At 60.5% G+C, this 12,741-nt stretch carries 11 protein-coding genes; 2 read left to right on the plus strand and 9 right to left on the minus strand.

Translation table 11 applies throughout. From position 1 onward, the window contains the following. Positions 1–10 precede the first annotated feature (10 nt). The 8 genes from EKL15_RS06060 to EKL15_RS06095 form a co-directional block, all read right to left on the minus strand. A complete protein-coding gene (locus EKL15_RS06060; RefSeq protein ID WP_060424425.1) occupies positions 11–964 on the minus strand; it encodes an ABC transporter permease in 954 nt (317 codons plus the stop codon). 1 nt (position 965) lies between these two features. Then, entirely contained in the window at positions 966–1,955 is a 990-nt protein-coding gene (locus EKL15_RS06065) for an ABC transporter permease (RefSeq protein WP_047729644.1), read from the minus strand. Continuing rightward, the gene (locus EKL15_RS06070) at positions 1,948–3,447 is read right to left on the minus strand and encodes a sugar ABC transporter ATP-binding protein (protein WP_060441425.1); all 1,500 of its coding nucleotides are present in this window, start codon (positions 3,445–3,447) and stop codon (positions 1,948–1,950) included. Before EKL15_RS06070 ends, EKL15_RS06065 begins: the two co-directional genes overlap by 8 nt. 105 nt (positions 3,448–3,552) lie before the next feature. Then, the gene (locus EKL15_RS06075; protein WP_033636379.1) at positions 3,553–4,539 is read right to left on the minus strand and encodes an autoinducer 2 ABC transporter substrate-binding protein; all 987 of its coding nucleotides are present in this window, start codon (positions 4,537–4,539) and stop codon (positions 3,553–3,555) included. Positions 4,540–4,868: 329 nt separating this feature from the next. Next, entirely contained in the window at positions 4,869–6,212 is a 1,344-nt protein-coding gene (gene gdhA, locus EKL15_RS06080; protein ID WP_033649380.1) for an NADP-specific glutamate dehydrogenase, read from the minus strand. 199 nt (positions 6,213–6,411) lie between these two features. After that, positions 6,412–6,849, minus strand: a complete 438-nt coding sequence (gene uspA / locus EKL15_RS06085; RefSeq protein WP_004930988.1) for a universal stress protein UspA — start codon at positions 6,847–6,849, stop codon at positions 6,412–6,414. Positions 6,850–7,116: 267 nt separating this feature from the next. Continuing rightward, positions 7,117–8,025, minus strand: a complete 909-nt coding sequence (locus EKL15_RS06090) for a LysR family transcriptional regulator (protein ID WP_197779545.1) — start codon at positions 8,023–8,025, stop codon at positions 7,117–7,119. A gap of 103 nt (positions 8,026–8,128) precedes the next feature. Next, complete coding sequence (locus EKL15_RS06095) at positions 8,129–8,902, minus strand: SDR family oxidoreductase (protein WP_049202881.1); 774 nt, start codon at positions 8,900–8,902, stop codon at positions 8,129–8,131. A gap of 421 nt (positions 8,903–9,323) precedes the next feature. Here EKL15_RS06095 and uspB point away from each other — a divergent pair, with 421 nt between their 5' ends. Beyond that, positions 9,324–9,659: a universal stress protein UspB gene (uspB, locus tag EKL15_RS06100; RefSeq protein WP_016930435.1), complete on the plus strand. Its 336-nt coding sequence runs from the start codon at positions 9,324–9,326 to the stop codon at positions 9,657–9,659. A 72-nt stretch (positions 9,660–9,731) separates the two neighbouring features. On the opposite strand, the gene pitA is transcribed toward uspB, so the two are convergent. Further along, positions 9,732–11,234, minus strand: coding sequence for an inorganic phosphate transporter PitA (gene pitA / locus EKL15_RS06105; RefSeq protein ID WP_033636373.1), 1,503 nt, complete (start codon positions 11,232–11,234; stop codon positions 9,732–9,734). A 300-nt stretch (positions 11,235–11,534) separates the two neighbouring features. Between pitA and EKL15_RS06110 the strand changes: the two genes are divergently transcribed. Next, a complete protein-coding gene (locus tag EKL15_RS06110; RefSeq protein WP_060441423.1) occupies positions 11,535–12,734 on the plus strand; it encodes an NAD(P)/FAD-dependent oxidoreductase in 1,200 nt (399 codons plus the stop codon). Positions 12,735–12,741: the final 7 nt, after the last annotated feature.

Below are 12,741 nucleotides of genomic sequence, written 5' to 3' on the forward strand. Positions count from 1 at the left end.
TATTTTCTCCTCAGGCTTTTCGATTCTGTAACGCGATAAACAGGATCAGCACGCCGCCCCACAGGGCCATGGTCAGGTAGCTGCTGACCCCCAGCAGATTGAGGCCGCTTTCCAACATTTGCAGCACGATCAGCGCCAGCACCAGCCCCAGAATACGGCCGAAACCGCCGTCCGGGTTAATGCCGCCCAGCACCGAGGCCAGAATGGTCACCAGCAGATAAGATTCGCCGTAGCCGGCCTTGGCCGAGTTGAACTTGGCCATCATCAGCAGGGCGGCGCCCCAGCCGAGCAGCGCCGACAGGATATACACCGCGATCTGCACCCGTGCGGTGTTCACGCCGCTGAAGCGGGTGGCCTGTTCGTTAGAGCCGATCAGGTACAGGCTGCGGCCCAGCGTGGTGTGCTCCAGCAGCAGCCACAGCCCGGCCGCCACCAGCAGGAACAGGATCAGCGCCACCGGCACGCCGAGCACGGCGCCGTTGCCGAGAAATTGAATCGCCGCCGGGAAGCCGGAGATCACCGCGCCGTTGGACAGCAGGATATTCAGGCCGGTGATCAGCGTCATGGTGCCAAGCGAGGCGAGGATTGGCGAGACGCCGATCCAGGCCACCAGCGCGCCGTTCAGCGCGCCGATCGCCACCGCTACCAGCAGGCCGGCCAGCAGCGCCAGCGCCAGGAACAGCGGCTGGTCGGGATGGCTGACGATGATCGCCGCCATCACCAGCGAACAGGCGTTGGCGCCGGCGATGATCGACAGGTTGATGCCGCCGGTCAGCATGGTGATACCCATGCCGAGCGCCAGCAGGCCGAGGATCGGCAGCTGCGAGGCGATCGACTGGAAGTTGCCGAGGCTGAAGAAGCGCGATCCGAGCAGCCCGGCGAAGAGCAGCGCCACCGCGATGATGATCGCGCCCTGCAGGCGAATGATCCGATCGCTTGGGATCAACCGAGTTAACTGCGTCATGTCAGATCTCCTTGAGCAGCTTGCGTTTTTCGTTCCAGGCGGTGGTGCTGATGCTGATCAAAATGATCGCGCCGCTGAATACCTGGTGCCAATAGGCCGAGACGCTGAGCAGCGTCAGTCCGTTTTGCAGGAAGGCCAGCAGCACCACGCCGAGCAGGGTGCCGGTCAACGAGCCGCGGCCGCCGCTCATGCTGGTGCCGCCCAGCACCACCGCCGCCAATACCGTCAGCTCGAAGCCAAGCAGCGAGTTGGGGGCCACCGACTGGGTGATCTGCGCCTGCACTACCGCCGCGACGCCAGCCAGAATGCCCATGTAGCCGTAGACGCAAAAATGCAGCCGCAGCAGGTTCAACCCCAGGCGCGACGCCGCGTCGCGGTTGCCGCCCATGGCGTAGATCTGGCGCCCCAGCCGGGTGCGGTTCATCAGCACCCCGGTGACGACGATGGTCCCCAGCAGGCACAGCAGCGGCAGCGTCAGGCCGTAGTCGTAGCCGTCGGCGCCCTGGAACGAGAACCAGTTGATGCCGTTCATGAACCAGTCCGGGAAGCCGTACAGCCAGGTGCCGTTAGTGGCGTACACCAGCAGGCCGTAGAACAGGTTAAGGGTGGCGATGGTGATGATGATCGCCGGCACTTTCAGCCAGTACACCAGGAAACCGTTCACCAGCCCGAGCAGCAGGCCGACGCCAATCGCCAGGGCGAACGCCAGCGGGAAGCTGCCGCCGTGCTGGATCACCCAGCTGGCCATCACATACTGGGCGATGGCGGTGACCGCCGGGAACGAAATGTCGATGCCGCCGGCGATCAGCACCACGAACAGCCCGCAGGCCAGGATGCCGAGAATGGCGTAGCTGGTGGCGACGTCGGTCAGGTTGCCGAGCGTCAGGAATTCGTCGGTGCCGGCGCTCAGGCCGATCGCCAGCAGCAGCACCAACAGGCCGAGATAAAACTCGTGCCGCCCGGCCAGGCGGGCCAATAATGACTTATCCATTCACCACCTCGGCGATCTGTTGCTCGGTACTCTGGTGCGGCGCGAATTCGGCGATCAGTTCGCCCTTGCGCATCACCATCACCCGATGGCTGTTGTAATAGGCTTCCGGGATCTCGTCGCAGATCATCAGCACCGCCATGCCCAGCTGCGCCAGATCGCGGGCGATCTGGTAGATCCCCTCTTTGTTGGCGATGTCCACGCCGACGGTGGGCGAGTCGAGGATCAGGATCTTCGGCTGGGTCGCCACCCATTTGGCGATGGCGATGCGCTGGGCGTTGCCGCCGGACAGGGTTTTCACCGGCAACGCGCTGTCGGACACCTTGATGTTCAGATCGCGGATCAGCCGGTTGACCAGCTCGGTCGCCTTGGCGTGATCCAACAGCCCGAGCGAGGTATGCAGCCGATCGAAGACGGTGACGATGGTGTTGTCGTAGATGGATTGTTCCATGATCAACCCCTGCGTCAGGCGATCCTCCGACACATAGCCGATGCCGTGGCGCACCGCTTCGCGGTTGTTGTGCAGCTGCACCGCCTGGCCCTCGATGCGGATCTCGCCGCTGTCCGGCCGCGTCATGCCGAACAGGCTGAGGCACAGTTCGGTGCGGCCGGCGCCGAGCAGGCCGACGATCGAGACGATCTCGCCGCCGCGCAGTGCCAGATTGACGTTGCGGTATTTCTCGCCGCGGCTGAGGTTGCGCACCTCGAGCAGCGGCGCCTGTTCGGCCGGCGGCAGCGGCGGCAGCGGGCTGTAGTGGAAGCGTTGGCCGGTCATCAGGAACGCCAGTTCATGGCTGTCCAGTTCGCTGGCCGGCCAGGTGCCCACCAGCTTGCCGTCGCGCATCACGCTGATGCGATCGGCGACTTCCATTACTTCATCCAATCTGTGGCTGACGAATACCACGCAGATGCCGGCCGCCTTCAGCTCGTTGACCACCCGCAGCAGGCCGTCGACCTCCTGGCGGGTCAGCGAGGCGGTCGGTTCGTCCATGATAACCAACCGCGCCTCGGCGGCGATGGCGCGGCAAATCGCCACCAGTTGCCGATCGGCGATCGACAGTTTTTCCACCTTTTTATCGGGGTCGATGCGTATGCCGACCCGCGCCATGGCGTCGAGCGCCGTCTGGCGCATCACCCGCTTGCGCACCCAGAAGCGGCCGCCGGGCAGGTAACGGTGAATGGCGATGTTCTCCGCCACCGTCAGGTTGGGGAACAGCGACAGGTCCTGGTAGATCACCTGTATGCCGTAATAACCGGACAGCTGCGGCGTCAGGGCGTGGAAGAGTTTGCCTTCCAGCGAAATGTTGGCGCCTTTTTCCGGCTGATAAACGCCGGAGATGATTTTAATGATGGTGCTTTTGCCGCAGCCGTTTTGCCCGGCCAGGCAGTGCACTTCGCCTTTATTCAGCGTCAGGTTGATCTGGTCTAATGCCAGCACGCCTGGGAATCGCTTGCTGATATTCTCCAGGGTGATAAATGCGGGGGAGGCTGTCATAACGTTAACCTGTGCTTGCGTAGCGGCCGAAGCCCTGGGCGCAGCAATGCTGCGCCCCTACGAGGGTTTAACTACTTTCCCGGTGTGGCGAAATTACGCGAAAAATCAGAATCCAAGCGATTGGGCGTTGTCTTTGGTGACTTCCAAAATCTTATTAAACCGAATCACTTTGTGTTCCATATCGACGTCAGCCTTGCCGAGGCCCTCGATCGACAGGTCTTTGTTCACTTCCTTGCCCTGCAGCAGCTGGTCGGCCACCGTCACCAGCGCATAACCGGCGTCTTTCGGATCCCACAGCAGCGCTTTTTTGATGTCGCCGCGCATCAGGTAAGGGGCGGCCTGCGCCGGCATGGCGATGCCCACCACCGCGATTTTGTCCTTGGCGCGTTTCTTGGCCACCGCCTGGCCGGCGCCGATCGGGCCGAGCGAGCCGAAGCCGATGATGCCCTTCATCTGCGGATAGGTTTTCATCAGATCCAGCGTGGTGGCGTAGGATTTGTCGATGCTTTCCGCCACCGGCAGGCGCGAGGTGACTTCAAACATGTCCGGGTATTTTTCTTTCTGGTATTTGATGGCGGAGTCGGCCCAGGCGTTGTGCAGCGGCACGGTCAGCGAGCCGACGTAGATCGCATAGCCGCCTTTGCCGCCCATGTCTTTCGCCAGCTCATCGACGTTGGCCTGCGCGTATTTCTCGCTGTCGATGGTCTCGATGTCCCACTGGCCGATCTGCTGGTCCGGGGATTCATGGGTCAGCACCACGATGCCTTTGTCGCGCGCTTTTTTCAGCACCGGCTCCAGCACCTTGGCGTCGTTCGGCACCACGATGATGGCGTTGACGTTCTTGGCGATCAGATCCTCAATCACCTTGACCTGCGCGGCCGGATCCGGCGTAGAAGGGCCGGTCTGGTAGGCGTTGACGTCGAGTTTTTTCGCCGCTTCGTTGACGCCCACTTCCATGCGGTTGAACCACGGAATGCCGGTCACTTTAGCGACCACGGCAATCTCATACTTATCAGCGGCGAACACAGGTGTTGTCGATAACATGCACGCAGAAACCACACATGCATTTAATAATGCGAGGTTAAATTTCATTAGCTGTACCTTTTTTTATCTGTAGGGGTGGCGGTTTTTCCACCGCTGCAGATTACAAAGGAATGGAAGAGGGGGCGTAGCTGAAGTTAATGAAATGTGATCTGCGCACATTTAAGTAAAATAATGGCGTATTTAATGTTAAATAAATGTTTAATTATTTGGTGGTGGTAAATTTACTACCGATTAAGAAGCAATAAATAACCTATTATTAACTTTTATTTAACGTATCGGCATCATTTGGATGGCGTGAAAGCATAAAAAAATGCCGGCGCAGAGGCCGGCATTGAAGCACTTAATCGATGTGTGAACAAGATCACCTTTAAGGCGGATTACAGTACGCCCTGCGCCAGCATGGCGTCCGCGACCTTGACGAAACCGGCGATATTCGCGCCGTGCACGTAGTGGGTTTGCTTGCCTTCGCCGCCGTATTCCACGCAGGCGTGGTGAATATCGGCCATGATATGTTGTAAACGTACATCCACTTTCTCTGCCCGCCAGCCGATGCGCGCGGCGTTTTGCGCCATCTCCAGCCCCGAGGTGGCGACGCCGCCGGCGTTGGCCGCCTTGCCCGGCGCGAACAGCACGCCGGCGTCGAGGAAGGCGTCGGTGGCCTGGATGGTGGTCGGCATGTTGGCGCCTTCCGCCACCGCCTTCACCCCGTTGCGGATCAGCGTCTGCGCCGCCTCGAGATCCAGTTCGTTCTGGGTGGCGCACGGCAGGGCGATATCCACCGGCACGTTCCACGGCTGCTGGCCCGCCAGATACGTCAGGCCGCGTTCGCGGGCATAGTCCGCCACCCGGCCATAGCGTTGGTTTTTGATCTCCGCCAGGTGCGCCAGCTTCTCGGTGGTGAAGCCGTCTTCGTCCACCAGGGTGCCGCCGGAATCCGACACGGTGATCACGCGCGCGTCCAGCTCCAGCGCTTTCTCGATGGTGTACTGCGCCACGTTGCCGGAGCCGGACACCGCCACCCGCATGCCCTCAAAGCCCAGGCCGTGGCGCTGCAGCATGGCGTCGGTGAAGTACACCAGGCCATAGCCGGTCGCCTCGGGGCGGATCAGGCTGCCGCCGAAGGAGAGGCCCTTGCCGGTAAATACGCAGGCGGTATTGTTGGACAGTTTTTTCATCATGCCGGCCATAAAGCCGACTTCGCGGCCGCCGACGCCGATATCGCCGGCCGGCACGTCGGTGTCCGGGCCCAGATGGCGATACAGCTCGGTCATCAGTGCCTGGCAGAAGCGCATGATCTCGCCCTGGCTTTTGCCCTTCGGATCGAAATCGGAGCCGCCTTTGCCGCCGCCCATCGGCAGGGTGGTCAACGCGTTCTTGAAGGTCTGCTCAAAACCGAGGAACTTCAGGATCGACAGGTTTACCGACGGGTGGAAGCGCATGCCGCCCTTGTAGGGGCCGATGGCCGAGTTGAACTGCACGCGGAAGGCGCGGTTGACCTGCACCTGGCCGCGATCGTCCACCCAGCTGACGCGGAACTGAATGACGCGCTCGGGCTCTACCAGGCGCTCCAGCAGCGCCTGTTCGCGATAGCGCGGATTACGTTCGATAAACGGCCACAGCGAGGTGAACACTTCGCGTACCGCCTGCAGATATTCCGGCTGGTGGGGGTTATGGCGTTGTAACGAGGACAGGAAAGACTCTACCGATACGGCATATTCCATGGATAACTCCTTTTCGCATTAAATTTCCCCCGCTATTTCTTATAGATATGGGTATAGGCGATGCCCGGGGGAGGATGTTGTGTCTTTAGCGACTATATCATCGGAGGGCGGTTGATTATCAAGCGATTAATCGGCGTGGCGGCATGAAAAACGCCCGCAGGGCGCGGGCGTTGGGCAGTTAAGTTAGCAAGTGCTTACTTTATTCGTCTTCTTCATCGCGCAGCGGCACGATCAGCATATCGATGTGCACGGTATTGATCAGCTGGCGAGCGGAAGACATCAGCTTGCTCCAGAAGTCCTGGTGGTGGCCGCACAACACCAGGTCCATGTCGTATTTCTTGATGGCATCGACCAATACCTGCGCCAGATCGCCGCTGCCGCTCAGGGTCTCGGTGATCGGGTAGCCGGCGTTCTGCGACAGCTCGGTCAGCGCCTGATGGGTTTCCTCGGAGATGCGTTTTTGCATGTCGCCGAGATTGACGTCGATAAGGCCGGTATAAAGGTCGGAATAGTTGACATCGACGTGGATCAGAGAAACTTTAGCGTTGTACGGCCGCGCCATCGAGACGGCTTTTTCTACCAGGATCTTGCTTTCCGGGGATAGGTCCACCGCGATCAGTATGTGTTTGTAAGCCATAAGAATACTCCTTCCATAAACATGCCGATTAAAAAGGGTTAGCAGGCGTTCCGTTTACCCGCCTGGCGCTTTTGGTTCCATAGTATCATTCGGATAACGCAATGATATGTTGGGGCGATCACACTGCGCCGCATCGAAAATCTCTCCGCCCGATACCTTTCGTTGTACACCCGCGCGGCGCAAAAGCCTATGGATTATGCGGATGCTGACGGTCTGACCGCTTGAATTATAAGCGTTATTAAACAAAGTATAGCGCTAAATGTGCAATCAGCGCTCCAGATGCGGCTGCAGCAGGCTTTCAAACCACTCATGAAACACCGCCAGGCGGCGCGATCGCTGGCGGCGGTGGGGGTAGATCAGGGCGATCGGCATGGAGGCGGCGCGGTAACCGGGCAGGACTTCCAGCAGTTCACCGGCGTCGAGCAGGTGTTGCACGTCGTAGCGCGGGATCTGCATCAGCCCCAGCCCGGCGCGGCAGCAGGCGATATAGCTTTCGGCGTTGTTGACCACCACCCGGCTGGGCAGTTCGAGCCGTTGCGTATGGCCGTCGTCGGCCAGGTATTCCCAGTGGGATTCGCGGCCGGTTTTGGGCGAGGCGTAGCCGATGCTCCAGTGTCCCTCGACGAGATCGCCGGGCTGGCGCGGATGGCCGAATTCGCCCAGGTAAGCGGGGCTGGCGCAGTTGATCAGCGCGATATGGCCGAGCGGGCGCATTACCAGGCTGCTGTCGTGCAGATCGCCGACGCGCACTGCGCAGTCGACCCCTTCCTGCACCAGATCGATGGCGCGATCGGCGGAGCCGAGCACCAGCTGCAGGTGGGGATGGCGCCGCAGCAGGCCGGGCAGCGCAGGCGCGATCAGCCGGCGGGCGATGCGGCTCGGCACGTCGACGCTGAGCCGGCCGGAGGCCTGGCGCTGGCTGGCCTGAAACGACTGATCGATGTCTTCCACCTCGGCCAGCAGCGGGCGCAGCCGCTCGAGCAGCTGTTCGCCGTCGGCGGTCAGCCGCACCTGCCGCGTGGTGCGGTGCAGCAGGCGCACGCCCAGCTGCGTTTCCAGCTGTTGCACGGCGGCGGACACCGAGGCGCGCGGCACCTCCAGCGTATGGGCCGCCCGGATAAAGCTGCCCATTTCCGCCACCTGTACGAATACGCGGTATTGATTGAATCTGTCCATCTCGTTGACCTGCTGTTCCTTGGCGCCGTTTCTGACAGAGAGTGTAGCCGCATGGTGCGGTTGCGCGCGAGCAGGTGCGGGGGCATTTCCGCCCCCGTCGAACTTATTTGGTGGTGTAGCCGCCGTTGATCAGGATGGTTTGGCCGGTTACCCACCAGCCGTCGCTGACCAGGTGGCGGATGAACGGCACCACGTCTTCGATATCGGTCAGGCCGGTTTTGCTGAACGGCGACAGCGCCGCTGCCGTCTTGTGGTAGGCCACGGCGTCCGCGCCCTCCGCCGGGTAGAAGAACGGGGTGTCCATCGGGCCGGGGCCGACCGCCGTCACGGAGATACCGCGTTCGCCAAACTCCTTGGCGGCGGCGCGGGTGAAGTGTTCCACCGGCGCTTTGGTGCCGGCGTAAGCGGCGTAAAACGGCGTGAAGGCGCCGAGCAGCGAGGTGACCAGCGTGCAGATTTTACCGTTGTCGTTGAGGTGCTTGCCCGCCTCTTTCAGGAAGAAGAACGCGGTTTTGGCGTTGACCGCCGTCATCTCGTCGTACTCGGCTTCGCTGATGTCGACCATCGGTTTTTTCAGCACTTTGCCAACGGTATTGATGGCGATATCCGGCTTGCCGACGGCGGCGACCGCATCGGCGAACAGCTTTTCGACCGCGCCCGCGGTGGTGAGATCGGCCTGCAGCGCGACGCCTTGCGCCCCGGCGGCCTGAATGGCGGCGACGGTTTTTTCCGCTTCGGCTTGGGAAGCGGCGCTGTTGTAGTGGATCACCACCGCTTTGGCGCCTTGTTCAGCCAAATCGCGTGCGATCAGCCCGCCGAGGTTTTTGGCGCCGCCGGCGATGAGGACGGTTTTTCCCTTGATTGAATGGTTTGCCATAACAGTTTCCTTGGATGAACGTAACGGAAACCTGAGTCTAGCCAGCGTGGGGGGAAAGATCAGCGGCGTGGAGCGGGATAGACTATCCAGAAAAACCGACCAATCACAGCCGTTAGCCCGCCCCGGCGGAGGGCGTTTCGGCGCGGGGCGGTAAATTTTATCCACTGATCAGGCCAGTTTGCGTTTCATTAACCTACAATGATGGATATGGGCCTCATCATTTCCCCTCTGAGTGGAACCACGCTGTGCAAATCTCTCTGTGCGGTGCGGTAACGTCTCCGGAGGCGGTGGGTTATGGGCGTGGCCCGTGCAGGCAAAAAAGGGGATGAGAGCGGTAAGCTCCAGCAGAGTATCGGGTAATGAGGTAGGGCGGTTGGACCCGGCGGATGGCCGCGGATAACAACGCCTTGAGGGGGCAATCATGATCAGTACCGTCGCGCTGTTTTGGGCCTTATGTGTGGTGTGTGTGGTAAACATGGTGCGGTATTACTCTTCTCTGCGCGCGCTGCTGGTGGTATTGCGCGGCTGTGACCCGCTGCTGTACCAATACGTTGACGGCGGCGGTTTCTTCACCGCCCACGGGCAACCCAGCAAGCAGCTGAGGCTGGTGCGCTATATCTTTGCGCAACGCTATGTCGAGCACCACGATCCGGAGTTTATTCGCCGCTGCGAGCGGGTGCGCGGGCAGTTTATGCTGACCTCGGCCCTGTGCGGTCTGGTGGTCATCAGCCTGATAGCGCTGATGATTTGGTATTAATGCCTTCCTGTTTCCCTTGATGCAGGCAAAAAAAGGCGGCCTTTCGGCCGCCTTTCTCATGATGCTTATCGCTTAGATCAGCTTCAACGCGACCCAATACAGCGCACCGGAAAGCAGAATCGAGATTGGCAGGGTCAGTACCCAGGCCAACAGGATGTTCTTCACGGTTTTGCTCTGCACGCCGCCGCCGTCCACGATCATCGTCCCGGCAACCGCCGAAGAGAGGACGTGGGTGGTGGAGACCGGCATGCCGGTATAGCTCGCCACGCCGATCGACAGCGCTGCGGTCATCTGGGCCGACACGCCCTGGGCGTAGGTCATGCCTTTCTTGCCGATCTTCTCGCCGATGGTGGTGGCCACGCGTTTCCAGCCCACCATGGTGCCGAGCGACAGCGCCAGCGCGACGGCGACGATGATCCACATCGGCGCGTACTCGACGGTCTGCAGCAGATCCTGACGCAGGTTCTTCAGGAAGCGCTGGTCGGCGGATGAGGTTTCCGGCAGCTTGGCGACTTTATCCGCCGTGTCGGTCACGCACATCAGCAGGCGGCGCAGGTGGCTGCGCTGCTCAACCGTCAGCTGATCGTAGCTTTGCAGGTTGGTCAGCATGCCCTGAGCCAGCTCGATCGCCGGCATGGCGCGCGAACTGTCGCAGTGGAACTCAGCTGGCTTGTTCGGCGCAGCTTCATCATCCGGGCTTGGCACCAGCGGCGTCAGCGACACCGCATGCGACAGCGCGTCGCCGTGCTGCTGGTAATATTGCTGCAGGTGGGTCACGGCATCACGCGTACGGGTGATGTCATAGCCGGTTGCATTCATATTGACCACGAAGCCGGCCGGCGCAACGCCGATCAGCACCAGCATGATAAGGCCGATGCCTTTCTGGCCGTCGTTGGCGCCGTGCGAGAAGCTGACGCCAATCGCCGACAGGATCAGCGCGATACGGGTCCAGAACGGCGGCTTGCGTTTGCCGTCGACCTTTTCACGTTCCGCAGGGGTCATGTGGATACGCTGGCGTTTCTTGGTGCCACTCCAATAGCGGCGCAAGGCGAACACCATCACTCCCGCCACCATCATGCCGACCAGCGGCGAGAACAGCAGAGAAAGGAAAATACCAATCATTTTCGGGACGTTAAGCGCATCCACCACCGAAGTGTGGGTCATCAGGGCGTTGGTTAAACCGACACCGATGATTGCGCCTATCAGCGTATGGGAACTGGAGGCCGGCAGACCGAAATACCAGGTGCCGAGGTTCCAGATGATTGCCGCCAACAGCATGGAGAAGACCATGGCTAATCCGTGTGCTGAACTGACGTTCAACAACAGATCGGTAGGCAGCAAATGGACGATGGCGTAAGCAACACTCAAACCGCCGAGCATTACGCCAAGAAAGTTGAACAAACCTGCCATCACGACCGCAAGTTGCGAGCGCATGGCGCGGGTATAAATAACTGTAGCGACCGCATTGGCCGTATCATGAAAACCGTTGATGGCTTCATAAAACAACACGAACAACAATGCGAGAATTAACATCAGGCCGGTATGGAAATCCAGGCCAGCGAACAAATGCAGCATAAGCGTTACGCCAGTTTGTGGACATGAACGCCGCGCATTATCAGTGACAACCGGGGCCGGGGAAAAGGAAAATATGACGTTTTTTTGATTTGGACATGACGAAATGAGGGCGTGTCTATAACAAAAATATGGAATATCAACGCGTTATTCTCCTCTGACCTCTGTAATATTTTCTTACTATGGCGTTGGCGGCGCCGGGGCTTTACAATCTGCCGCCGTGAATTTGGCGGTGACCGGCGGCGAAACGGCGTAATATGGCGCTCTTTTGTCGCGATTGTGGTTTTGATAAGTGAGGCTCAGGTGGAACAGTTTGATGTCGTAGTGATTGGGGCGGGCGCCGCCGGCATGTTTTGCGCCGCGCAGGCGGGGCAACTCGGTTGCCGCGTGTTGCTGCTCGACAACGGCAAAAAACCGGGCCGCAAGATCCTGATGTCCGGCGGCGGGCGCTGCAACTTTACCAATATGTATGCCGAGCCGGCGGCCTATCTGTCGAACAACCCGCACTTCTGCAAGTCGGCGTTGGCGCGCTACACCCAGTGGGACTTCATCGATCTGATCAACCGCTACGGCATCGCCTACCATGAAAAAACGCTGGGGCAGCTGTTCTGCGACGACTCGGCGCAGCAGGTGGTGGATCTGCTGGTCAAAGAGTGCGAACTGGGCCAGGTGACGATGCGCCTGCGCAGCGAAGTGCTGGGCGTGGAGAAAACCGAACATGGCTACGCGCTGGCGCTGAATGGTGAAAAAGTAAGTGCTCGCTCACTTGTGGTGGCCAGCGGCGGTTTGTCCATGCCGGGGCTGGGCGCTTCGCCGTTCGGTTACAAGCTGGCGGAGCAGTTCGGCCTCAAGGTGCTGCCGACGCGCGCCGGGCTGGTGCCTTTTACCCTGCATAAGCCGCTGCTGGAGCATGTGCAGACGCTGTCCGGCGTCTCGGTGCCGGCAGTGATCACCGCCGAGAACGGCGTCAGCTTCCGTGAAAGCATCCTGTTCACCCATCGCGGCCTGTCCGGCCCGGCGGTGTTGCAGCTGTCCAGCTACTGGCAGCCGGGTGAGTATGTGAGCGTTAACTTACTTCCTGAGCTGGATCTGGCGGCCTTCCTGGATGACCAGCGCCGCCAGCATCCGAATCAAAGCCTGAAAAACACCCTGGCGTTGCACTTGCCGAAGCGGCTGGTGGAATGCTTGCAAACGTTGGGACAACTGCCGGAGGCCACGCTGAAGCAGCTGAATGCGCCGCAGCAGGCGGCGCTGGTGGATCTGTTGCAGAACTGGCGCGTGCAGCCGAACGGCACCGAAGGCTATCGCACGGCGGAAGTAACGCTCGGCGGCGTCGACACCAACGAACTTTCCTCCAAGACGATGGAAGCCCACAAGGCGCCGGGGCTCTATTTTATCGGTGAAGTGGTGGACGTGACCGGGTGGTTGGGCGGCTACAACTTCCAGTGGGCCTGGAGCTCGGCCTGGGCCTGCGCCCAGGCGTTGGCGGCGCAGGGGCGTTAAAACCCGC

This window comes from Serratia sp. 4542, from assembly GCF_016805595.1.
Classification (GTDB): Bacteria; Pseudomonadota; Gammaproteobacteria; order Enterobacterales; family Enterobacteriaceae; genus Serratia; species Serratia nevei.